Raw genomic sequence first — 21,602 nt, 5'->3', positions numbered from 1 at the left:
CGTGTGTGAAGAACGGCCCAGGGGCGGCACCTTTCACAGACACGCCCAGCGTCTCAGATCCCAGACGCGATCGGGCTCGCGGCTCTTCTGTCGGGATGCCGTCGGCGGGACAGTGGTGAGCAGAAGCCAGCGACCACGACTCGAAGGAGACCCCCATGGACGGCGCCCGCCCCGTGCGCAGCCCCCGCGGCACCACCCTCACGGCCCGCCAGTGGTCGACCGAGGCCCCCCTGCGGATGCTCATGAACAACCTCGACCCCGAGAACGCCGAGCGCCCCGACGACCTCGTCGTCTACGGCGGCACCGGCCGGGCCGCGCGTGACTGGAGGTCCTTCGACGCGATGGTCCGCACCCTGACCACGCTCAAGGCCGACGAGACGATGCTCGTGCAGTCGGGCCGCCCGGTCGGCGTGATGCAGACCCACGAGTGGGCACCGCGCGTGCTCATCGCCAACTCCAACCTCGTCGGTGACTGGGCGACCTGGCCCGAGTTCCGCCGCCTCGAGCACCTCGGCCTCACGATGTACGGCCAGATGACCGCCGGGTCGTGGATCTACATCGGCACCCAGGGCATCGTCCAGGGCACCTACGAGACCTTCGCCGCGGTGGCCGAGAAGCGGTTCAACGGCACCCTGGCCGGCACGTTGACCCTCACCGGTGGCTGTGGCGGCATGGGTGGCGCCCAGCCGCTCGCCGTCACGATGAACGAGGGCGTCTGCCTCGTCGTCGACGTCGACCCCGCCCGCCTGCACCGCCGTGTCGACCACCGCTACCTCGACGAGGTCGCCCACGACCTCGACGACGCCGTCGAGAAGGTGCTGCGCGCCAAGGCCGAGCGTCGCGCCTGGTCCGTCGGCGTCGTCGGCAACGCCGCCGAGATCTTCCCCGAGCTGCTGCGCCGCGGGGTGCCGATCGACATCGTCACCGACCAGACCAGCGCCCACGACCCGCTGTCCTACCTGCCGGAGGGCGTGGCGCTGGAGGAGTGGGCCGAGCTGGCCGAGAAGAAGCCGGAGGAGTTCACCGATCGAGCCCGGGCCTCGATGGCCAAGCAGGTCAAGGCGATGGTCGAGTTCCAGGACGCCGGGGCCGAGGTCTTCGACTACGGCAACTCCATCCGCGACGAGGCCCGTCAGGGCGGGTACGAGCGGGCGTTCGAGTTCCCCGGCTTCGTGCCGGCCTACATCCGGCCGTTGTTCTGCGAGGGCAAGGGCCCGTTCCGGTGGGCAGCGCTCTCGGGTGACCCCAAGGACATCGCCGTCACCGACAAGGCCGTGCTCGACCTGTTCCCCGACAACGACCGCCTGCACACGTGGATCCGCGGCGCGCAGGAGCGCATCGCCTTCCAGGGCCTGCCGGCGCGGATCTGCTGGCTCGGTCAGGGCGAACGCGACAAGGCCGGGCTGGCGTTCAACGACCTCGTGCGCACCGGTGCCGTGCAGGCCCCGATCGTCATCGGCCGCGACCACCTCGACACCGGCTCGGTGGCCAGCCCCTACCGCGAGACCGAGTCGATGCTCGACGGGTCCGACGCGATCGCCGACTGGCCGCTGCTCAACGCGCTCGTCAACACGGCATCAGGCGCGTCGTGGGTGTCGATCCACCACGGTGGCGGTGTCGGCATCGGCCGCTCGCTGCACGCCGGCCAGGTCTCGCTCGCCGACGGCACCGACCTCGCCGCGCAGAAGCTCGAGCGCGTGCTGACCAACGACCCGGCCATGGGCGTCATCCGGCACGTCGACGCGGGGTACGACATCGCCGAGCGCACCGCCGCGGAGCAGGGCGTCCGCATCCCGATGCGCGAGTCCTGACCCGTCGGGTTCAGGCGGGCCCCACCCCTCACACCCGCCGACCACACCCCGACTTCGTGCGACTTCGGTGCGGTCCGAGCCCGAGAAGTGGCTCATTTCCGCACGCAAGTCGCACGAAGTCGGTTCTAGAGGGGGTCGGTGATGTCGGCGACGTCGGCACTCAGGGCGACCAGCGCGGCATCCGCCTCAACCGTCGCCGCGACACCGTGTGCCCCCGCCCCGAGCGACACCCTGCGCCCGGCCATGCTCACGTCGGCGATGACCGGCCAGGCCGTGGTCGACCCGAACGGCGTGATCGTGCCGCGCTCGTACCCCGTGACCTCGAGCGCCGTCGCGGCATCCGGCATCGACACCCGGTTCACCCCAAGGTGCGCCCGCAGCTTCGGCCACGAGATCTCCCGGTCACCGGGCACGAGCACGAACAGGAAGTCACCCTCGCCCCGACGCACGACGAGCGTCTTGACGATGTCGCGCGGCTGCACCCCGCGGGCCGCGGCCGCTTCCGCGAGCGAGCCGACGCGCCCGTGGCGGGTCACCGCGAAACCGATACCGGATGCCGTGAGCGCACCGACCGCTCGGCCCTCGCCTGACGTCGTCATCAGCCCAGAGTACGGCCCGACCCGACGACCGAGGAGGAGCAACTTGTCTGGCGTCCGAGACAAGTCCACCGCACTCGCGCCCCCGCGAAGGCGCCGGAGTTGGTCCAATGGACCCATGATCACGATGTCGAGCCCCGGGGGTGCGGTCGGCCCCCCGAGCCCGGCCGTGAGCGGCTTCCGACGCCTCTGGCAGGACCTGCACGACATCGGTCGCTCGGCCGACACCGGTGGCTACAACCGGTTCGCCTGGACGCGAGAGGACCACGACCTGCGCGAGTGGTTCACCGGCCAGTGCGAGCAGCGCGGTCTCGACGTGACCACCGACCGGATGGGCAACCAGTGGGCCTGGTGGGGTGACCCCGACGCAGCCGTCGCCGCGGGTGATCCCGGGGTGGTCATCGGGTCGCACCTGGACTCGGTGCCCGACGGCGGAGCGTTCGACGGCCCGCTCGGCGTCGTCGGTGCCCTCGCGGCGATCGACCACCTGCGCGCGATCGGCTTCACCCCGACCCGTCCCATCGGCGCGGTCAACTTCGTCGACGAGGAGGGCGCCCGCTTCGGGGTCGCCTGCGCGGGCTCGCGCGTCATCACCGGCGTCCTCGGGGGAGACCGGGCCCGGGGCCTGACCGACCGCGACGGCACCTCCATGGCCGAGGCGATGCGAGCTGCCGGGCGCGACCCTGCGCACGTCGGCCGCGACGACGAGACCCTCGCCCGCATCGGCACCTTCGTCGAACTGCACGTCGAGCAGGGCCGGGCCCTGGTCGACCTCGGCCATGCCGTCGGTGTCGGCAGCGACATCTGGCCCCACGGCCGGTGGCGCGTCGACCTCCCCGGCGAGGCCAACCACGCCGGAACCACCCGCCTCGAGGACCGCGAGGACGCCATGCTCGGCCTCGCCGCCATGATCATCGCCGCCCGCCGAGCCGCCACCGACCACGGCTGCGTCGCCACCGTCGGGAAGGTCAACATCGTCCCGGGTGGCGTCAACGCGATCGCCAGCGGCGCCACGGGCTGGCTCGATGCGCGCGGCGCCGATGCGGATGCCGTGCGGCGGGTCGTCGCGGACGTCGGGGCCGTCGTCGCCGACTTCGACGGGCTCGTGACCCAGGAGTCCTGGACCCCGACGACGATGTTCGACCCGGCTCTCGCGCAGCAGATGGCGGCGCGGCTGGGTGGAGTCCCGGTGATCGGGACGGGTGCGGGCCACGACGCCGGAATCCTCGCGAACGACGGCATCCGCACGGCGATGTTGTTCGTGCGCAACCCGACCGGGGTGTCGCACTCGCCCGACGAGTGGGCCTCGGCCGACGACTGCGTCGCCGGGGTGCTGGCACTCGCCGACGTCGTCAGCGACCTCGCAGGGGCGGATGCCGCGCGCGGTGGCGAGCGCGATGAGCAGGCTGAAGGGCCCGCCGCGTGAACACGTACTGGTGCGAACACGCCGCGCTGCCCGACGGCATCCGACGCTCGGTGCGCATCGAGGTGGCCGAGGGCAGGATCACTGCCGTCACCCCCGGTGAGGCCGCCCGACCGGGCGACGTCGCGCTGCGTGGCGTCGTCCTGCCCGGCCTCGCGAACGGCCACAGCCACGCCTTCCACCGGGCCCTGCGCGGACGCACCCACGACGACGGCGGCAACTTCTGGACGTGGCGCACGGCGATGTACGCCGTGACCCACCGCCTCGACCCGCAGACCTACCAGGCGCTGGCGACGGCGGTCTTCGCCGAGATGGTCCTCGCGGGGTTCACCGTCGTCGGGGAGTTCCACTACCTCCACCACGCCGCCGGTGGTCGCCGGTACGAGGACCCGAACGCCATGGGCGTGGCGCTCCTCGACGCGGCGCGCGCGGCCGGCATCCGGATCACGCTCCTCGACACGGTCTACCTCGAGGGTGGGCTCACCGCTGACGGACACCTGCCCCTGGACGAGGTGCAGCAGCGCTTCAGCGACGGCAGCGTCGCTGACTGGGCGCACCGTGTCGACCTGCTCGCCGACGACGCGACCAGCCGGATCGGCACCGCCGTGCACTCGGTGCGTGCGGTCCCCGCCCACGACCTGGCGGCGGTCGGCGAGTTCGCCGCGCGCGGGGGGCGGCCGCTGCACGTGCACCTGTCGGAGCAGCCGGGCGAGAACGCGGCCTGCCAGGGTTTCCACGGGTGCTCTCCGACCGAGCTGCTCGCCCGCGAGGGGCTGCTGACCCCGGCGACGACGGCCGTGCACGCCACGCACCTCAGCGACCGCGACATCGAGCTGCTCGCCGACACCCGCACGACCGCGTGCTTCTGCCCGACCACCGAGCGCGACCTCGCCGACGGCATCGGCCCGCCCCGGCGCCTGCACGATGCCGGGGCGCCGCTCTCGATCGGGTCGGACCAGCACGCGGTGATCGACCCCTTCGAGGAGATCCGCGGGGTCGAGATGCACGAGCGCCTCGACAGCCTCGAGCGTGGTCGCTTCAGTCCGCTCGAGCTCCTGCGCATCGGCACGGTCAACGGCTACCGCTCGCTCGGGTGGGACGACGGCGGGGTGCTGGCTGCGGGGGCGCTGGCCGACCTCGTGGGTGTGCGGCTCGACAGCCCGCGCACCGCCGGGTGCAGCGCGGCGCAGGTGGTGTATGCCGCGACCTCGGCGGATGTGACCGACGTCGTCGTCGGCGGGCAGCACGTCGTCGCCGGTGGTCAGCACCGCCTCGGAGACGTCGGCTCGTTGCTGCACGATGCGATCGCGGCGGTGCGGCGATGAGCGCGACCGGGGCCAACGGCATCCCCGCCACCCCCGGCCAGTCGAGAGTAGGCAACACGCCGTCTGGGCAGACCAGCACACGGCGATTCGCCTACTCTCGACCGGCGGGTTCGGGGAGTGGTGCGGCATCCGACGCCGTGCTCGTCACCGGGATCGGTGAACTCGTCACCTGCGCCGGCGCCGACGGCACGATCGCCGTGGATGCCGCCGCGTCGGTGGCGCAGCGACTCGGTCTCCTTCGGGATGCCGCGGTGGTGGTCGTCGACGGAGTCGTCGAGTGGGTGGGGCGCGCCATTGACGCGCCCGCGGCCGACCGGAGGATCGACGTCGACGGTCGAGCGGTCGTCCCGGGGTTCGTCGACAGCCACAGTCACCTCGTCTACGCGGGGGACCGGGTGGGGGAGTTCTCCGCGCGCATGGCGGGCACGCCCTACGACGGGGGTGGCATCGGGGTGTCCGTCAGTGCCACCCGAGCCGCCAGCGACGACGAGCTGCGGGCCCTGCTGCAAGCTCGCGTCGCCGAGATGCGGGCGCTCGGCACGACGACGGTCGAGATCAAGAGCGGCTACGGCCTCAGCGTCGCCGACGAGGAGCGCTCGCTGCGCCTGGCCGCGGAGTTCACCGACGAGGTGACCTTCCTCGGTGCGCACGTCGTGCCGCCCGAGGCCCGAGCTGACCGGGCCGCCTACGTCGACCTCGTCTGCGGGGCGATGCTGCAGGCCTGCGCCCCCCACGCCCGGTGGATCGACGTCTTCTGCGAGCCGGCCTCACCGCACGCCTTCACCGAGGTGGAGGCACGACGCGTCCTCGTCGCCGGGCGGGATGCCGGGTTGGAGCTTCGCGTGCACGGCAACCAGCTCGCGGCCGGGCCCGGGGTGCAGCTGGCCGTCGAGTTCGGTGCTGCGAGCGTGGACCACTGCACCTTCCTCTCGCCCGCGGACGTCGAGGCTCTGGTCGGTGCAGCCGGCACGACCGTGGCGACCCTGCTGCCCGGGGTGGAGTTCTCGACCCGGTCGCCCTACCCCGACGCTCGCGGGCTGCTCGACGCCGGGGTCGACGTGGCGCTGGCGACGGACTGCAACCCGGGAACCTGCAACACGGCATCCATGCCGTTCGTCATCGCGCTCGCGGTCCGCGAGATGCGGATGACCTCGGCCGAGGCGCTCGTCGCGGCGACGGTCGGCGGGGCTCGCGCGCTGCGGCGCGGCGACATCGGCCGGATCGCCGTCGGGGGGCGGGCCGACCTGGCAGTGCTCGAGGCGCCGTCGTATGAACACCTGGCCTACCGGCCGGGGATGCCGCTCGCCCGAGCCCTCGACCTCTGAACCCGGAGGTGCCGGCGTTCGTCATCCGGCCCGAGGTCAGCTGGGCCTGAGGTCAGCTGGGCCTGAGGTCAGACCTGCTCCTCGCGGATGGCCTGGGGCAGGTGCCCGGCCGAGTTCGCGTAGAACTGGGCCGCCTTGCGGGTGGTGAGGGTCTTCGCGGCGCCGACGGCCAGCCCGGTGAGCGCGGCATAGAGGACTGCCTTGCTGATCGGCGCCTCAGGGCTCTTGGGGTTGACGTCGTCCTGCACGGCCCGTGACCAGATGAGGTCGACGACCTTGGTCGCGAGCAACCCTGCGAGCACGGCTCCCCCTGTGCCCATGATCTTCCAGGCGAGTGGCCCCATGCTGGTCGGTCCTTACGTCGGCGGTGTGGTGTGGTCGCCGTTCGGCGAACCGCCGCCACTGTAACCGCAAGGGGCTACAGTGGGGGTGTTCAACGACAGGGGAGCGCGCCAGCGCTGAGAGTGCGGTTAGCCGCAGACCCTCGAACCTGATCCGGTTAGCACCGGTGTAGGGAGTCGGGAAATCTCAGGTGGTCCTCCAGCACACCGCAGCAGGCTCGCGGGGTGCTGGTGGCCACTTCCCCGAGGTACACACACCACACCTCGGGAGATGTTTCACATGGCCACACAGATCGAACCCACCACGCAGGAGCCGCGGTCCACGACCGGTCGCTCCCTCACCGCGACCCGCCCGCTCATGGGCTGGCGCACCGTCGACATCCTCACGATCGCCTTCCTCGGCGCGGCCCTGGGCGTCGCGTTCTGGGGCTGGGGCGTGTTCTACAACGGGCCGGTCACCGCCCTGAAGATCGGCTACGCACCACTCATGGGTCTGTTCGTGGGCCCGTGGTTCCTCGCCGGCGTCGTGGGCGGCCTCGTCGTCCGCCGCCCCGGTGCCGCCCTGTTCTGCGAGGTGGTGGCCGCCCTGGTCTCCATGCTGCCGGGCACCGAGTGGGGCGCCACGGTGCTCATCTCCGGCGTCCTGCAGGGGCTCGGGGCCGAACTGGTCTTCGCGATCTTCGGCTACAAGGCGTTCAGCGTCGCAGTCGCTGCCTTGGCCGGTGCGCTGTCGGCTCCGCTGCAGTGGGGTTTCGAGGTCATGAGCCTGCCTGCGGGCGGTGGCGGCTGGTACGCCGAGTGGGTGCTGCGGGACAAGGTCGTGTACCTCGGCGCGATGATGCTGTCGGGCGCGGTCATCGCCGGCGTCCTCGGCTCGCTGCTCGTGCGAGCCCTCGCCCGTGCCGGAGCGCTCTCGGCCTTCCCGCCGGGGCAGGAGCACCGGGAGTCCCACGCTGTCTGACTCGGCGGCGGGCCGCGCCGACCCCGTGCAGGCGGCCCGCGGCCGGGTGGAGGTCACCGACCTCAGCTGGCGACCGTTCGGCCGTCGCGACCCCGTGCTGCGCGACATCACGCTGACGCTCGAGCCCGGCGAGCGGGTGCTGCTCGTCGGGCCGTCCGGATCGGGGAAGTCGACGCTGTTGCGAGCGATCGCAGGCCTTCTCGAGACCGCGGATGCCGGTGACCTCGCCGGCTCCGTGGCCGTCGACGGTGCGGCGCCCGGGTCACGGCCCGGCGCCGTCGGGTTGGTGCTCCAGGAGCCGGGTGCGGGTGTCGTCGCCGCGTCGGTGGGGCGCGACGTGGCCTTCGGGCCGGAGAACGTGGGGATGCCGCGCGACGGAATCCGCTCGGTGGTCACCGACGCGCTCGCCGCCGTCGGGCTGGGCGACCTCGCGCTCGACACCCCGACATCGGCGCTGTCCGGGGGACAGACCCAGCGGCTCGCCCTGGCCGGGACGCTCGCGCTCGACCCGGCGGTGATCCTGCTCGACGAGCCCACGGCCATGCTCGATCCGGAGTCGGCCCAGGAGGTGCGCGACGCCGTGGCGGCTCTGACGTCCCGCCCGGGAGCCCCGACCTTGGTCGTCGTCGAGCACGTCCTCGGGCCGTGGGTCGACCTCGTCGAGCGGCTCGTGGTGCTCTCTGATGACGGTCGGGTCGTCGCGGACGGACCGGTACGCGACGCCCTGGCGACTCAGCGCGACCACCTGCTGTCCATGGGTGTCTGGGTGCCCGGTGAAGGGCCTCCGGAGCCGGTCGCGGTCGACCCGGCGCTGGTCGCTGCGCAGCCCGGGCGAGGGGGTCTGCCACCGCTGGCGGCCTCGCCACTCGCCGTCGACCGCACCACGAGGCTCGTCGACGGCAGTCGCCGAACGCGCCGGGCCGCTGAGCTGACCGAGCAGGTCCGCGCCGTCCCCGGCACCCTCACCGCCCTCGTCGGGCCGAGCGGCTCGGGCAAGTCCACCGTGCTGCACACCCTCGCCGGCTTCCTCACCCCCACCCCGTCGGATGCCGTCCGCCTCACCTCGTCGGATCCGCTCACGCAGGCGTATTCGGATGCCGCCGGCCCGGCTGATCTGGATGCCGCCGGTCTGGCACGGGCTCTCGCCTGGGTCCCGCAGTGGTCGAGCTCGACGATCGTTGCCAGCACCGTGCTCGACGAGGTGCTCGTGACCTCCCTGGCCCTGAACCCGGACGACTCGAAGGGCGCCGAGGGGCGGCAGGCTGACGTCGACCGGGGCCGTGCTCTGCTGGCCGCGCTCGGCCTGGGGCACCTCGAGCGGGCCGACCCCCGACACCTCTCCGGCGGTGAGCAACGCCGGCTCGCCGTCGCGGCGGCCCTGCACCACGGCCCCCCGGTCCTGCTGGCCGACGAGCCGACGGTCGGCCAGGACCGCCGCACCTGGGCTGCCCTCGTGGGCCTCGTCGCGGCCTACCGCGCAGCAGGCGGGGCGGTGATCACCGCCACCCACGACTCCCACGTGATCGCCCGCGCCACCCAGGTCCAGCACCTGCGGGCGCCCGACCCGGCACCCGAGGTGCCCGCAAACGGCATCCCCCTCGTGGCGCGCTGTGGGCCGCTCGCCCTGCTCGGTGGGGCGCTGCTCGCGGTCCCCGCGGGGGTGTTGTCGCCGCACTGGTCGGTCAGCCTCGTCGTGCTCGCTGCCCAGCTCGTGCTGGCGGTGGTCGGTCTGTGGGCCCCCGGCCCCGGCGCGCTGACGCGGATACGGGGCACCGCGCTGCGGATGCTGCCCGGGCTCGTGGCAGCCCTGTCCGTCGGCTGGTCGACCTGGTTCCTCGCCGGGCGCGACCTCGACCCGGCGCTGACCGTCGCGATGAGGGTGCTGATCATCGTGCTGCCGTCGGCGGTGCTCATCCCGTGGATCGACCCCGACCGACTCGGTGACCACCTGGCCCAGCGGCTGCGCCTGCCGGATCGCCCTGTCGTCGCCACGGCCGCAGCCCTGCAGCGGGTGCACTCGTTCGGGGAGATCTGGCGGGAGCTCTCGCGTGCGCGGCGGGTGCGCGGGCTCGCAGTGTCGTGGCGGGCGCCGCGAACGGTGGCGGCCCACCTCGGGGCACTGACGATGGGCCTGCTCGTGCGCACCCTGCGCGCCGCGGCCGAACTCGCCGTCGCCATGGATGCCCGGGGCTTCGCCACCGCACAGTCCCGCTCGTGGTGGCTGCCAGCGCCGTGGCAGTGGCGCGACACCGTGCTCGTCACGCTCAGCGCCATCCCCCTCGCCCTCGCACTCCTCGTCCCGATGTGGGCCTCGGCACTCCGCTGATGGCGGCCACCAACCCGCCGAGAATGTGTCGGCCGGCATCCACCCGTGGGAGGGTCGGCGTCCGTCTTCTTGGGTGACCCGCGAGGACCGGGCACGACGAGAGGGGTGGGCATGGGGGACAGGTGCACCCCCGTGTGGCAGCGGAACGAGCCGCTCACGGCATCCGGAGGCCTCAATCGACCCACCGACGGCGCTGCCGTCGTGGAGTTCTCGGACCGTCTGGACTTCGGCTGTGTGTCGCTGGCCGGCAACGAGCTGACCGGAGTGGCGGACCCCCGCCCGGCAGGTGTGGTGCGCGAGCAGGTGTGGTCGGTGGTGCTGCCGGTCGCAGGTGCGCTGGTCGTCGTCGCCCTGGTGTGGAGCGCCGTGGCCCTGCGCCGCAGCCGCCGCCGGGGCGAGCGCTTCCTGCCGTGGATCCTCACCTACCCCTTCTGACCTCGCCCGCCGGACGGTGGCTGCCGTGCAAGAAGTCCGACTGATTGCGAGCCAGCCACCGGCTGACCGGTGGCCACAGCGCAAGACGTGCGGATGGCCGGTCTGACGGGCGCGGAAGGCATACTGGTCGATCGTGTCTGCCACCCCCGTGACCCCTGCCGCCGAGGACGTGCGGATCCCGCGGGAGATCTGGGTGCTCATCGCGTCGGCGTTCGTCATCGCGCTGGGCTTCGGGCTGATCCTGCCGGTGCTGCCGCAGTTCGCGCAGAGCTTCGGGGTCGGGGCGACGGCGAGCTCGATCGTCGTCAGCGCATTCGCGTTCTTCCGGCTCGTGTTCGCCCCGGCTGGTGGGCGGCTCATCGCCCGGATGGGGGAGCGCCCGATCTACCTGCTCGGGCTGGTCATCGTCGCCATCTCCACCGGGGCCACCGCCTTCGCCCAGAACTACTGGCAGCTGCTGGTCTTCCGCGGCGTCGGTGGCATCGGGTCGGTGATGTTCACGGTGTCCGCGGTGGCGCTCATGGTTCGGTTGGCGCCCCCGACGATCCGGGCGCGGGTCTCGTCGGCCTACGCCTCGGCGTTCCTCTTCGGCGGCATCCTCGGGCCCGTGGTCGGTGGCCTGCTCGGCAACCTCGGGCTGCGGGTGCCGTTCATCGTCTACGCCGTGGCGCTGCTCCTCGCCGCCACCGTCGTCGGGGTCTTCCTGCGGGAGGCGTCGCTGCGCCCGGCCGACGGCGCTCCGGTGCTGCCGGTCATGACGGTGCGTGACGCCTGGCGTGACTCGGCCTACCGGGCCTCGATCGGTTCGGCATTCGCCAACGGGGGGGCCAACTTCGGGGTACGCAACGCGATCCTGCCGCTGTTCGCCGCCGTGGTCATCGGCAAGGAGCCGTGGGTGGCGGGCACGGCGCTGGCGGTTTTCGCCGCGGGCAACGCCGTGGGTCTGACCGTGGCCGGGCGGATGTCGGACCGGCTCGGCCGCCGCCCGTTCATCATCGGCGGGCTCCTCATCAGCGGGGTCGCGACGGCCGTGACCGGGTTCGCCACTGATCTGCCGATGCTGGTCGTTTTCTCGGTCGTCGCGGGCGTCGGGGCGGGTGCGCTCAACCCTGCGCAGCAGGCGGGCCTGGCCGACATCGTCGGGCGCGAGCGCAACGGTGGCCCGGCGCTCGCGGCGTTCCAGATGTCGGCCGACACCGGGGCGATCATCGGCCCGATCCTCGCCGGGGCGCTCATCGACTTCGGCAGCTACCCGTTGGCCTTCGGGACGACCGGGCTCATCACGCTGCTCGCCGTCATCCCCTGGCTGCGCGCCCGCGAGACCCATGTGGTCGCACGTGCCCCGCAGGACGCTCCCCGCTCCTAGCCCCCGGCGAGGGCGTCCTGCACCGAGGTCTCGGGCTCGCCGAGCACGGGGTCGCGCCCGGTCATGACGTCGATCACGGCCTTGACCGCGGCCAGCTTCTCGCGGCGTTCCCCGGACTCCCACACCCCGGCATACCGCTTCGCGGTCCAGTCGCCGACCCCGTCGGCATCCAGCCCTACCGCCCGACACGTCGTCACCGCCCGAGGCAGGTGGTAGCCCTGGGACACGACCAGCAGCCGGTCGACCCCGAAGATGCGCTTGGCCCGCACGCAGGAGTCGTAGGTGTCACGTCCCGCGAAGTCGAGCACGACGTCGGATGCCGGGACGCCGCGTTCCACAAGCCAGTCACGCATCGCTGTGGGTTCGTCGTAGTTCACCACCCGGTTGTCACCAGAAACGAGCAGCACCCTGACCTGTTCGGACGCGTGCAGTTGGCGGGCGACCTCGAGCCGGCCCGCGAGGAACGGGGACGGCGTGCCGTCGGGGTTCAGCCCGGCCCCGAGCACCAGCGCCACCGGGGCCTCGGGGGCGCTGCCGACGGTGTGGACGTGCCCGCGGGAGGCGGCGCTGACCCACACCCAGGGGCCCAGCACGATCGCGAGCGCCACGATGACCAGAGCCGCCAGCACCGCGAACAGGCGGCGCCGGCGAGGGCGTGGGTGCGGCTGCGCCGTCGTCGGGGGGCTTGTCGTCACCGCGGAAGGCTAACCGCGCAGGTCTGGGCCCGGGCATAGGGTGCGCATCATGCCCGCCACCCCTGACGCCGCCGCCGCGGGTGACCTCACCGCGGCTGAGCAGCGCGTGCTCGAAGCCCTCGACGAGACCGAGCTGATCGCCACTCTCGTCGAGCTGGTCCGGACCCCGAGCGTGACCGGCACCGACGCCGAGGCCGACCTCCAGCACACCGTCGCCCGCTGGTTCGAGGAGGCCGGGCTGGAGGTCGACCTGTGGGCCCTCGACCTCGACGACCTGCGCGCCGACCCCGAGTTCCCCGGCACCGAGGCCCCTCGGCTCGAGGGGCACGGCCTCGTCGGCACGGCATCCGGGGAGGGCGAACCCGGGCTGGTGCTCCAGGGGCACGTCGACGTCGTCCCCGTCGGCGACGTCGCGAACTGGCACGGGGGCGATCCGTTCTCGGCGCGCATCGAGGGCGGGGTGCTGCACGGTCGTGGCGCCTGCGACATGAAGGCCGGGATGGCCGTGAACCTCGCCGTCGCCCGTGCCCTGCACCGTTCGGGGGTTCGCAGCGAGCGGCGGCTGGCCCTGCACAGCGTCGTCAGCGAGGAGGACGGCGGCCTGGGTGCGTTCGCCACCCTGCGCCGGGGCCACCGCGGGGAGGTCGCCGTCATCACCGAACCGACGAGTGGGCGGCTCGTCACCGCCAACGCCGGGGCGCTGACCTTCCGCATCGAGGTCACCGGGCGCGCAGCCCACGGCAGCACCCGCCGCGAGGGGGTCTCGGCGTTCGAGGTGTTCTGGCCGCTGCACCAGGCGCTGGTCGCCCTCGAGGAGCGCCGCAACGCCGACCGCCACGCGCTGTTCGGCGACAACCCGCTGCCGTACGGCATCTCGATCGGCACGATCCGGGCCGGCGACTGGGCCAGCTCGGTGCCCGACCTGCTCGTCGCCGAGGGGCGCATGGGGGTGCGCCTCGGCGAGGACCCGGCACTCGCACGCCGCGCGCTCGACGAGGCCATCGCGGATGCCGCGGCGGCCGACGCGTGGCTACGTCACCACGAGCCCCGGGTCACCTGGCCCGGCGGCCAGTTCGCCTCCGGTCAGCTCGAGCAGGACCACCCGCTCACCGACGAGGTGGCCGGCGCGGTCGAGGTGGTGACCGGCATCCGGCCTGCCGAGGCGGCGGCCCCCTACGGCTCGGACCTGCGCCTGTACACCGGCATCGGCGGCATCCCGACCCTGCACTACGGGCCGGGTGACGTGCGGCTCGCGCACGCCCCGCGCGAGAGCGTGCCGGTGGCCGAGGTCATCGAGGTGGCCAGGGCCCTGGCGCTGGTGACAGCCCGACGCCTCGGCGCCCACTGAGCCGACCCGGGTCTCAGCCGGGGGCGTCCAGCACGTGGTCGGGCTCGAGAGGGTGCAGGCCTGCGAGGTGCTCGGCCACGACGACGGCGGTGTCGCCGCGCCGCAGCCGAAAGTCCGAGGGCGGGTTGGCCAGCGTGTGGCCGTCGTGCGTCACCGCGAGCAGGGTTGCCCCGTGGTCGCGCCGCATCCGCGCCGACAGCCCGTCGATGTCGAGGTCGACGTACGCCTCCGGCAATTCCACCCCGTACAGCTCCGACCCCTCGCCCCCCGACACGATGTCCGTCACCAGTGCGGCCAGCCCCGGGTACAGGGCAGTGCGGGCCAGCAGCCGTGACGCCAGCCGCGACGTCACGAGGATCTCGTCGGCGTTGGCCCGCCGCACGTGCTCGGCGTGCTTCCGGTTGTTCACCTCGACGACGGTGCGCACCCCCGGCGCGATCGACTCGATCGCCAACACGGTGAGGATCGAGCGCATGTCGGCCTCGTTGGACCCCTCGGACGGGCAGATGATCGCGCACGCGGCGTCGGGGATGCCGGCGCGCTCGAGGTCCTCGGTGGACGTCGTGTCGCCGCGCACGAAGTAGATGTCCGCTGGCGCGGGGCTGCGCTCGCTCTCGTGCAGCACGACGATGCGCGCGTCGAACTCGTCGCCGCGCAGCTCGTCGATGAGGTCTCGCGCGGTGGCGTTCCACCCGCAGACGACGATGTGGTCCGAGTAGCCGGCGGCGCCCATGCCCTGGCCCTCCTTCAGCAGGTAGTCGATGACGAAGCCGACGATCGCGGCGGTGAGGGTCGCCACGATCGCGACGCCGAAGAAGGCCAGGAGCCAGCCGATGACGTAGCCGCCGGGGCTGTGGACGTACGACGAGTCACCCGACCCGATGACCGTCGTCACCGCCCAGTACGACGAGTCGACCAGACCTTGGAACGAACGCTTCTCGGGCTCCAGAACGGTCACCAGGAAGCCGGCGACGACGACGATCACCACGAGCGCGATGGCCAGCGTGCGGAAGAAGTGGAAGTCCAGCCCTGCCCGAATCCGGTTGGCGTGGAAGGACACCCGGCGAACGGCGGGCAACTCCTGGACCCCTCGCAGCGGCGCGGTCAGCACACGCACCAGCGTGGTGCGCACGCGGGTCATCGGGTCCGACCCTGCAGCAGGCCCATCCCCTCAGTGTGGTGGCCCTCGGCGAACGACGACAAGGCCCTCGGGGTGGTCCGAACGGCCATGAATCGGCACAATGCCGAGATGGCCCGCCTCCGCTACTCCGCGATCACCTCCGCCGACGGGTACGTCAACGACGAGAACGGGTCCTTCGACTGGGCCGTGCCCTCCGACGACCTGCACGCTGTCGTCAACGCCCAGCAGCGCGAGATCGGCACCCTGTTGCTCGGCCGCCGCATGTACGAGGTGATGCGCTACTGGGAGACCGCCCCCGGCGACGTCCCGGGCCCCGGCGGTGAGTTCGCGCGCATCTGGCGCGACAGCGACAAGGTCGTCTACTCGCGCACCATGGACGGCTTCTTCGGCGCTCGCACCACCCTCGAGACCGAGTTCGACCCGGCCGCCGTCGGTGCGCTCAAGGCGTCGAGCGTGCGTGACCTCGGGATCGGGGGCCCGACCCTGGCTGCCGAGGCGTTCGCGGCCGGCCTGGTCGACGACATCCACCTGTTCGCCCACCCCGTGATCGTGGGGGGCGGAACGCGCGCCCTGCCCGACGGCATCCTCATGCGTCTCGAGCTCGTCTCGACCGAGCGCATCGGGGACGTCGTGCACACCCACCACCGCGTGCTGCGCTGACGGCGGCCACGCACAGCCTGCACAGAAGTGGTGCCATCGCCCCACGTTCGTGCAGCCACCGGTCAGCCGGTTGCGATGTCGACGACCAGTCGCGTGGGGCCTGCCAGCGCGCTGACCTTGAAGGGGCGTTCGCGGTCGCGGACCCCGATGAAGCTCTGGCCGTAGCCCTCGAAGCCGCCGAAGATGGCGTTGGCCTCGGCGATCACCGTGCCGGTGAGGGCGGATGCCGTCGGGTCGGCCGGGCGGGCCACGCCATCGTCGGGGATGCCGACACTCGTGATGAGCACCTCGAGGAACGCGTCACCCGTGACGGCGACGACGTCCCCGCTGCCGTCGGCGATCGGCGTGTCGACGTAGCGCACCCGGTAGGTGGGTGTCCCGGCGCCCGGGAACTCCCACACGACCCGGTCGTAGCCCGAGTGGCGCCCGACGCGCACGATGCCGACCCCGCCGAGGTCACCGCCGAGGTCGGGGAAGCGTGGCGACATGACGTCGGTGAGGGCGAACCCGGCTGGCACTGCCGGGGTGGGGATGGCCGTGGCTGCCGGTGACGACGTGCTCGGCCCGGGGGTCGCGCTCGCCGTCGGTGATGCCGTCGGCGCGGCGCTCGAGGTGGCCACGGACGGTGACGGGCTGGGCCCCGGGTCCGGGTCATCGCTGCACGCGGCCACGCCACCCCCGACCGTCACGACGACGAGAGCAACAGTGGCACGTCGGGCGGACCTGGTCATGGCGACCTCCTGATTCGACGGTACTCCGAGCGCCATACTCACGCCATGGTTTCGGATCTGCGCGCCCTGGTTCTCCCGGCTCACCAGCGCCGGACACCCTGCTGAAGGCTCTGGAGGGCTCGGTCACGGGGACGTTTCCCGTCGTCGTCGACACGACGTACGGCGAGGAGATCCCGATCGGCACGATCAACGCCCGCTGAACTTCTCGCTCCCGACACGTATCCGAGCGTCACCGCGGGGCTCCTCTCCCTCAGAACCCCCGGAGGAGGAGCACATGTCGGTCATCGACGAAGTAGTCGCCCGAACCGTCACCGCCGCGCCGCGCGCCGAGCCGGACGTGCGGCCCAGCCGTGAACCGGCCACAGCGCGCACCCCGCGCCTCGAGCTCAGCGTCGGCACCGCCGTGTCGCGCTACCTCGACCTCGCCTCGGCGTTGCACGGCACCGCCATCCACTACGCCGTGAAGGCGAACCCGCACCCGGTGCTGCTGCGCGCGCTCGCGCAGGCCGGGTGCCACTTCGACGTGGCCAGCCCCGCGGAGGTGCGGGCCGCGCTCGCCGCGGGAGCCCCGGCATCCCATCTCGTGCACTCCAACCCCGTCGCCCGTCGCGACCACCTGCGCGAGGCCCACGACCTCGGGGTTCGGCTGTTCGTGCTCGACTCCCCGGGTGAGGTCGCCAAGCTGGCGGATGCCGCGCCCGGCGCCTGCGTCCTCGTGCGGATCGTCACGTCCGGGTCCGGGTCGGACTGGCCGTTGTCGCGCAAGTACGGCTGCTCCGTCGAGGATGCCGTGGCGTTGCTCCTCGATGCCGCTCGCCTCGGGCTCGATCCGGCCGGCGTCTCGTTCCACGTCGGGTCCCAGCAACGGGACCCGCAGGCATGGGGGCCGCCGATCCGCTCGGCGGCTCGGGTGTTCGGGGCGGTGCGGGCGCACGGCATCCGGCCGTGGGTGCTCGACCTCGGCGGCGGGTTCCCCGCCGAGCTGGAGGGTGGGGAGGTGCCGTCGGTGAGCCAGTTCGGGGCGGCCATCGAGGCCCACCTGGCCGACGCCTTCGGCGAGGACCGCCCGCGCACGCTCGTCGAGCCCGGGCGGGGGATCGTCGGGGATGCCGGCACCGTCGTGACCAGCGTCGTCGGCGTCGTCGACCGCGGCGGGGTGCGCTGGGTGTTCGTCGACGCCGGGGTGTTCACCGGACTCGTCGAGACGTTGGACGAGGCGATCCGCTACCGGCTCGAGGTGCCGGGGGTGGGTGGGACGAGCGGGCCGTGCGTGCTCGCCGGCCCGACCTGCGACAGCGCCGATGTGCTCTACGAGACGACACCGGTGTCGCTGCCGCTGAGCCTCGCCGAGGGTGACGAGCTGCGCATCCACGCCGCCGGGGCCTACTCGACCTGCTATTCCACGGTCGGCTTCAACGGGTTCGCCCCCCTGCCGACGGTCGTCACCAGCTGACCGGCGCTGACCGGTACTGGTCAGGGGCTGACCGGGCCCGTCCGGCGCTGGCTACAGTGACAGTCATGGCGACCACCGACCTCGCGACCTCCCTGGGCTACAGCGACCTGCTCGGGAGCATCCCGGTGACGCCGTCCTCGACGACGTCCCGGGTGGTCGTGAACAACTCGGCCCTGCGGGTCGTGGTGTTCGCGTTCGACGAGGGGGAGTTGCTCACCGAGCACGCCTCGCCGCGGGCGGTCGTCGTGCAGCTGCTCGACGGCGCGATCCGGTTCACCGTCGGTGACACCGAGCACCACATGGTGCCCGGCGACGTCATCTACCTCGCCCCCGGTGAGCGGCACGCCCTGGTCGCCGACGCACCGAGCCACCTCAGCCTCGTCATGGTCGACGTGGCCGCGACTGCCGCCTCCGGGGCCTCGCCGACCGCCTGACCTCGCTGTACCGCGACCTGCACCGCCACCCCGAGCTGTCGTCGCAGGAGCACCGGACCGCGGACATCGTGGCGGCCTGGATGCGCGCCGACATGGACGCCCTGCCGGTCGCCGAGGAGACCGGCCTGCCGTACGCGAGCACGGTCGACGGCGTCATGCGCGCCTGCGGTGACGACGTGCACGTCACCTGCCTGCTCGGTGCCGCCACGACGCTGGATGCCGTGCGCGACAGCTGGCGCGGAACGGTCGCGGGCCGGCCTTCGCGGCGACCGACTCGCTCAAGGTCAGCCCTGGACGTGATCGGCCGCGTGGTGCGGGCCGAGTCCGATGCGTCGGCGGCCCGCAGGTTCGCCCCTGGGCGCTGGGCCTGCTCACCGCGTCAAGCATCGTGCGCGGCGGGTAGCTCGTCGCCCTGTTTCTCCTCGGCAGCGGCCGGCAGGCGCCAGTCGAGGAGTCGAGACACGCCGACGCGGCAGCGTGATCCCGGGCGTTTGTCGCCCCCTCGACTCCGGCTGCGGGGCCCGGAGTCGAGGCCGGGAACAATCCAGCCCTGACCAAGGTTGAGTCAAGTGAACGCAAGTTTGGAGCGCTCAGTTTGCTCACGGCATCCGAGCGGTCTACCTTGAGTCCCAAGCACTCAACCCCAGCATCACACAAGGAGCACCCATGGCACGTGCAGTCGGAATCGACCTCGGCACCACGAACAGCGCCGTCGCCGTCCTCGAGGGTGGCGAGCCCACCATCATCGCGAACGCCGAGGGCGGTCGCACCACCCCGTCGGTCGTCGCCTTCTCCAAGGGCGGTGAGGTGCTCGTCGGCGAGATCGCCAAGCGCCAGGCCGTCACCAACGCCGACCGCACCCTGCGCTCGGTCAAGCGCCACATGGGCACCGACTGGCGCTCCGACGACATCGACGGCAAGAAGTACAACGCCCAGGAGATCAGCGCCCGCATCCTCCAGAAGCTCAAGCGCGACGCCGAGGCCTACCTCGGTGAGGCCGTGACGGATGCCGTCATCACCGTCCCCGCGTACTTCGACGACCACGAGCGCCAGGCCACGAAGGAGGCCGGCGAGATCGCGGGCCTGAACGTCCTGCGCATCGTCAACGAGCCCACTGCGGCCGCGCTCGCCTACGGCCTGGACAAGGGCAAGGAGGACGAGCTCATCCTCGTCTTCGACCTCGGTGGTGGCACCTTCGACGTCTCCCTCCTCGAGGTCGGCAAGGACCCCGACGACGGCTTCGCGACCATCCAGGTCAAGGCGACCTCGGGTGACAACAAGCTCGGTGGTGACGACTGGGACGAGCGCGTCGTGAGCCACCTGCTCACCACGGTCAAGAACTCCTCCGGCGTCGACCTCGCCAAGGACAAGATCGCCATGCAGCGTCTGCGCGACGCCGCCGAGCAGGCCAAGAAGGAACTGTCCTCGGCCTCGAGCACGAACATCTCGCTGCAGTACCTCTCCATGTCCGAGAACGGCCCGATCCACCTCGACGAGACCCTCACCCGGGCGCAGTTCGAGCAGATGACCAAGGACCTGCTCGACCGCACCAAGCAGCCGTTCCAGAACGTCATCAAGGACGCCGGGATCTCCCTGTCCGACATCGACCACGTCGTGCTCGTCGGTGGGTCCACCCGCATGCCCGCCGTCAGCACCCTCGTCAAGGAGCTCACGGGCGGCAAGGAGCCGAACAAGGGCGTCAACCCCGACGAGGTCGTCGCCCTGGGCGCGTCCCTGCAGGCCGGTGTCCTCAAGGGTGAGCGCAAGGACGTCCTGCTCATCGACGTCACGCCGCTTTCGCTCGGCATCGAGACCAAGGGTGGCCTGTTCACCAAGCTCATCGAGCGCAACACGGCCATCCCGACCAAGCGCAGCGAGGTCTTCTCCACGGCCGAGGACAACCAGCCCTCGGTGCTCATCCAGGTCTTCCAGGGTGAGCGTGAGATCGCGCAGCAGAACAAGCCGCTCGGCACCTTCGAGCTCTCCGGCATTGCCCCGGCCCCCCGAGGCGTCCCGCAGATCGAGGTCACCTTCGACATCGACGCCAACGGCATCGTGCACGTGACCGCCAAGGACCGCGGCACCGGCAAGGAGCAGAAGATCACCATCTCGGGCGGCAGTGCGCTGTCCAAGGAGGAGATCGAGCGCATGGTCAAGGACGCCGAGGCCCACGCCGAGGAGGACAAGCAGCGCCGCGAGGAGACCGAGACCCGCAACATGGGCGAGTCGCTCGTGTTCTCGACCGAGAAGTTCCTCGCCGAGTCCGGCGACAAGGTCTCCGACGAGCTGCGTGCCCCGGTCGACGAGGCCCTGGCCGCCCTCAAGGAGGCCATCAAGCCGGAGACGGCGGCGTCCAAGGACGACATCCAGGCCAAGATCGACGACCTGAACACCAAGTCCCAGGCCATGGGTGCGGCGATGTACGCGGCCGCGGCCGAGCAGGGCGAGTCCGGCGACGTGCCGGGTGCCGAGGCCACTGACGGTGGCCAGCCGGCATCCGACGCGGGTGACGACGACGTCGTCGACGCCGAGGTCGTCGAGGACGACGCGCCCGAGGACAAGAAGTGACCGAGCCCCACGGCCCGGAGCAGACCGACAGCAGCCCGCTCAGCGGTGAGGTCGTCGACGACAGCGTCAACACCGAGTGGGTCAACGACGGCGACGAGGTGGCCCCGGCAGCAGCCGGGGCCGCCCCCGCCGCGGCCGACGAGGGCGAGGCGGCTGCCACGGCATCCGCCGAGGGTGTGGATGCCGTGGGCACCCACCCGGATTCGATCCTCGCTGCCGAGCGGCTCGGCGACCTGCAGCGGCTCCAGGCCGAGTACGTCAACTACAAGCGCCGGGTCGACCGCGACCGGGCGCTGATGCAGGAGCGCGCGGTGCGTGACGTCCTCGAGTCGGTGCTGCCGGTGCTCGACGACATCCAGGCCGCGCGGGACCACGGCGACCTCGTCGACGGACCGTTCGCGGCCATCGCCGACAAGCTCGAGGCGACGCTCGGCAAGTACGGTCTCGAGCGCTACGGGGCGAAGGGCGAGGCCTTCGACCCCATGCAGCACGAGGCCCTGATGCACGCGCCGTGGCCCGAGGGCGACGACGACCTGCCGACCGACGCGCAGTCCACGACGGTCGTCACCGTGCTGCAACCGGGCTACCGTGCGGGGGAGCAGGTCCTGCGCCCCGCCCGGGTCGCGGTCGCAGACCCCGCCTGATCCACGGACGAGGCACCGA

At 72.2% G+C, this 21,602-nt stretch carries 20 protein-coding genes, 1 pseudogene and 1 riboswitch; of the genes and pseudogenes, 16 read left to right on the top strand and 5 right to left on the bottom strand.

Features of this window, described 5'->3' with window-relative positions:
• The first annotated feature begins 155 nt into the window (after window positions 1-155).
• Complete coding sequence (gene hutU, locus C8E84_RS10010; protein WP_159901764.1) at window positions 156-1,811, top strand: urocanate hydratase; 1,656 nt, start codon at window positions 156-158, stop codon at window positions 1,809-1,811.
• Between the two features lie 125 nt (window positions 1,812-1,936).
• Here hutU and C8E84_RS10005 read toward each other — a convergent pair whose 3' ends face one another.
• Complete coding sequence (locus C8E84_RS10005; RefSeq protein ID WP_159901762.1) at window positions 1,937-2,410, bottom strand: aminoacyl-tRNA deacylase; 474 nt, start codon at window positions 2,408-2,410, stop codon at window positions 1,937-1,939.
• Between the two features lie 124 nt (window positions 2,411-2,534).
• Here C8E84_RS10005 and C8E84_RS10000 point away from each other — a divergent pair, with 124 nt between their 5' ends.
• From C8E84_RS10000 to hutI, 3 genes are read left to right on the top strand one after another with little or no spacing between them, the layout of a single operon-like run.
• Window positions 2,535-3,833, top strand: coding sequence for an allantoate amidohydrolase (locus tag C8E84_RS10000; protein WP_211675745.1), 1,299 nt, complete (start codon window positions 2,535-2,537; stop codon window positions 3,831-3,833).
• Window positions 3,830-5,155 (top strand): formimidoylglutamate deiminase, encoded by a 1,326-nt coding sequence (locus C8E84_RS09995; RefSeq protein ID WP_159901758.1) that lies wholly within the window; start codon window positions 3,830-3,832, stop codon window positions 5,153-5,155. The genes C8E84_RS10000 and C8E84_RS09995 overlap by 4 nt, the downstream gene beginning before the upstream one ends.
• Window positions 5,152-6,480, top strand: a complete 1,329-nt coding sequence (hutI, locus tag C8E84_RS09990) for an imidazolonepropionase (protein ID WP_159901756.1) — start codon at window positions 5,152-5,154, stop codon at window positions 6,478-6,480. Before C8E84_RS09995 ends, hutI begins: the two co-directional genes overlap by 4 nt.
• Before the next feature lie 68 nt (window positions 6,481-6,548).
• Here hutI and C8E84_RS09985 read toward each other — a convergent pair whose 3' ends face one another.
• Window positions 6,549-6,824, bottom strand: a complete 276-nt coding sequence (locus tag C8E84_RS09985) for a DUF4235 domain-containing protein (protein ID WP_159901754.1) — start codon at window positions 6,822-6,824, stop codon at window positions 6,549-6,551.
• Between the two features lie 87 nt (window positions 6,825-6,911).
• Window positions 6,912-7,014, top strand: a riboswitch (TPP riboswitch).
• An 87-nt stretch (window positions 7,015-7,101) separates the two neighbouring features.
• Between C8E84_RS09985 and C8E84_RS09980 the strand changes: the two genes are divergently transcribed.
• From C8E84_RS09980 to C8E84_RS09965, 4 genes are all read left to right on the top strand, one after another.
• The gene (locus C8E84_RS09980) at window positions 7,102-7,782 is read left to right on the top strand and encodes an ECF transporter S component (protein WP_159901752.1); all 681 of its coding nucleotides are present in this window, start codon (window positions 7,102-7,104) and stop codon (window positions 7,780-7,782) included.
• A gap of 46 nt (window positions 7,783-7,828) precedes the next feature.
• Window positions 7,829-10,108: an ATP-binding cassette domain-containing protein gene (locus C8E84_RS09975; protein ID WP_246196879.1), complete on the top strand. Its 2,280-nt coding sequence runs from the start codon at window positions 7,829-7,831 to the stop codon at window positions 10,106-10,108.
• 132 nt (window positions 10,109-10,240) lie between these two features.
• Complete coding sequence (locus tag C8E84_RS09970) at window positions 10,241-10,543, top strand: hypothetical protein (protein ID WP_159901740.1); 303 nt, start codon at window positions 10,241-10,243, stop codon at window positions 10,541-10,543.
• 133 nt (window positions 10,544-10,676) lie between these two features.
• Window positions 10,677-11,909 (top strand): MFS transporter, encoded by a 1,233-nt coding sequence (locus C8E84_RS09965; RefSeq protein ID WP_170296279.1) that lies wholly within the window; start codon window positions 10,677-10,679, stop codon window positions 11,907-11,909.
• On the opposite strand, the gene C8E84_RS09960 is transcribed toward C8E84_RS09965, so the two are convergent.
• Entirely contained in the window at window positions 11,906-12,604 is a 699-nt protein-coding gene (locus C8E84_RS09960; protein WP_159901738.1) for a SanA/YdcF family protein, read from the bottom strand. The two genes, C8E84_RS09965 and C8E84_RS09960, sit on opposite strands and share 4 nt — an antisense overlap.
• Before the next feature lie 49 nt (window positions 12,605-12,653).
• Here C8E84_RS09960 and C8E84_RS09955 point away from each other — a divergent pair, with 49 nt between their 5' ends.
• Window positions 12,654-13,952 carry an ArgE/DapE family deacylase gene (locus C8E84_RS09955; RefSeq protein WP_159901736.1) on the top strand — a complete coding sequence of 433 codons (1,299 nt, stop codon included), beginning with the start codon at window positions 12,654-12,656 and terminating at the stop codon, window positions 13,950-13,952.
• Window positions 13,953-13,965: 13 nt separating this feature from the next.
• Here C8E84_RS09955 and C8E84_RS09950 read toward each other — a convergent pair whose 3' ends face one another.
• Window positions 13,966-15,093, bottom strand: a complete 1,128-nt coding sequence (locus tag C8E84_RS09950) for a potassium channel family protein (RefSeq protein WP_159901734.1) — start codon at window positions 15,091-15,093, stop codon at window positions 13,966-13,968.
• 108 nt (window positions 15,094-15,201) lie between these two features.
• Here C8E84_RS09950 and C8E84_RS09945 point away from each other — a divergent pair, with 108 nt between their 5' ends.
• Window positions 15,202-15,753, top strand: a complete 552-nt coding sequence (locus C8E84_RS09945) for a dihydrofolate reductase family protein (RefSeq protein ID WP_159901732.1) — start codon at window positions 15,202-15,204, stop codon at window positions 15,751-15,753.
• Between the two features lie 62 nt (window positions 15,754-15,815).
• Here the strand turns inward: C8E84_RS09945 and C8E84_RS17820 are convergent, their stop codons facing one another.
• Window positions 15,816-16,241: an AMIN-like domain-containing (lipo)protein gene (locus tag C8E84_RS17820; protein WP_211675470.1), complete on the bottom strand. Its 426-nt coding sequence runs from the start codon at window positions 16,239-16,241 to the stop codon at window positions 15,816-15,818.
• Between C8E84_RS17820 and C8E84_RS17815 the strand changes: the two genes are divergently transcribed.
• From C8E84_RS17815 to grpE, 6 genes and pseudogenes are all read left to right on the top strand, one after another.
• Entirely contained in the window at window positions 16,240-16,497 is a 258-nt protein-coding gene (locus C8E84_RS17815; RefSeq protein WP_211675469.1) for a hypothetical protein, read from the top strand. The genes C8E84_RS17820 and C8E84_RS17815 overlap by 2 nt on opposite strands.
• Window positions 16,498-16,758: 261 nt before the next feature.
• Window positions 16,759-17,937, top strand: coding sequence for a type III PLP-dependent enzyme (locus C8E84_RS09935; RefSeq protein ID WP_159901728.1), 1,179 nt, complete (start codon window positions 16,759-16,761; stop codon window positions 17,935-17,937).
• A 65-nt stretch (window positions 17,938-18,002) separates the two neighbouring features.
• Window positions 18,003-18,371 carry a cupin domain-containing protein gene (locus tag C8E84_RS09930; protein WP_159901726.1) on the top strand — a complete coding sequence of 123 codons (369 nt, stop codon included), beginning with the start codon at window positions 18,003-18,005 and terminating at the stop codon, window positions 18,369-18,371.
• Between the two features lie 35 nt (window positions 18,372-18,406).
• A pseudogene (locus C8E84_RS18085) lies at window positions 18,407-18,619 on the top strand (M20/M25/M40 family metallo-hydrolase); the annotation flags it as partial.
• A gap of 418 nt (window positions 18,620-19,037) precedes the next feature.
• Complete coding sequence (gene dnaK, locus C8E84_RS09920; protein WP_159901722.1) at window positions 19,038-20,939, top strand: molecular chaperone DnaK; 1,902 nt, start codon at window positions 19,038-19,040, stop codon at window positions 20,937-20,939.
• A complete protein-coding gene (grpE, locus tag C8E84_RS09915) occupies window positions 20,936-21,583 on the top strand; it encodes a nucleotide exchange factor GrpE (RefSeq protein WP_211675467.1) in 648 nt (215 codons plus the stop codon). The genes dnaK and grpE overlap by 4 nt, the downstream gene beginning before the upstream one ends.
• The last annotated feature ends 19 nt before the right edge of the window (window positions 21,584-21,602 follow it).

Source organism: Ornithinibacter aureus (assembly GCF_009858245.1).
Lineage (GTDB): Bacteria > Actinomycetota > Actinomycetes > Actinomycetales > Dermatophilaceae > Fodinibacter > Fodinibacter aureus.
This window is presented reverse-complemented; position numbering and strand designations above follow the sequence as displayed.

Excerpts from the sequence above, each read along its gene's own strand:
- hutU (WP_159901764.1), top strand. The coding sequence starts at position 156 with ATGGACGGCGCCCGCCCCGTGCGCAGCCCCCGCGGCACCACCCTCACG.
- C8E84_RS10005 (WP_159901762.1), bottom strand. The coding sequence starts at position 2,410 with ATGACGACGTCAGGCGAGGGCCGAGCGGTCGGTGCGCTCACGGCATCC.
- C8E84_RS10000 (WP_211675745.1), top strand. The coding sequence starts at position 2,535 with ATGTCGAGCCCCGGGGGTGCGGTCGGCCCCCCGAGCCCGGCCGTGAGC.
- hutI (WP_159901756.1), top strand. The coding sequence starts at position 5,152 with ATGAGCGCGACCGGGGCCAACGGCATCCCCGCCACCCCCGGCCAGTCG.
- C8E84_RS09985 (WP_159901754.1), bottom strand. The coding sequence starts at position 6,824 with ATGGGGCCACTCGCCTGGAAGATCATGGGCACAGGGGGAGCCGTGCTC.
- C8E84_RS09980 (WP_159901752.1), top strand. The coding sequence starts at position 7,102 with ATGGCCACACAGATCGAACCCACCACGCAGGAGCCGCGGTCCACGACC.
- C8E84_RS09955 (WP_159901736.1), top strand. The coding sequence starts at position 12,654 with ATGCCCGCCACCCCTGACGCCGCCGCCGCGGGTGACCTCACCGCGGCT.
- C8E84_RS09950 (WP_159901734.1), bottom strand. The coding sequence starts at position 15,093 with ATGACCCGCGTGCGCACCACGCTGGTGCGTGTGCTGACCGCGCCGCTG.
- C8E84_RS09945 (WP_159901732.1), top strand. The coding sequence starts at position 15,202 with ATGGCCCGCCTCCGCTACTCCGCGATCACCTCCGCCGACGGGTACGTC.
- C8E84_RS17815 (WP_211675469.1), top strand. The coding sequence starts at position 16,240 with ATGACGTCGGTGAGGGCGAACCCGGCTGGCACTGCCGGGGTGGGGATG.
- C8E84_RS17820 (WP_211675470.1), bottom strand. The coding sequence starts at position 16,241 with ATGTCGCCACGCTTCCCCGACCTCGGCGGTGACCTCGGCGGGGTCGGC.
- C8E84_RS09935 (WP_159901728.1), top strand. The coding sequence starts at position 16,759 with ATGTCGGTCATCGACGAAGTAGTCGCCCGAACCGTCACCGCCGCGCCG.
- C8E84_RS09930 (WP_159901726.1), top strand. The coding sequence starts at position 18,003 with ATGGCGACCACCGACCTCGCGACCTCCCTGGGCTACAGCGACCTGCTC.
- dnaK (WP_159901722.1), top strand. The coding sequence starts at position 19,038 with ATGGCACGTGCAGTCGGAATCGACCTCGGCACCACGAACAGCGCCGTC.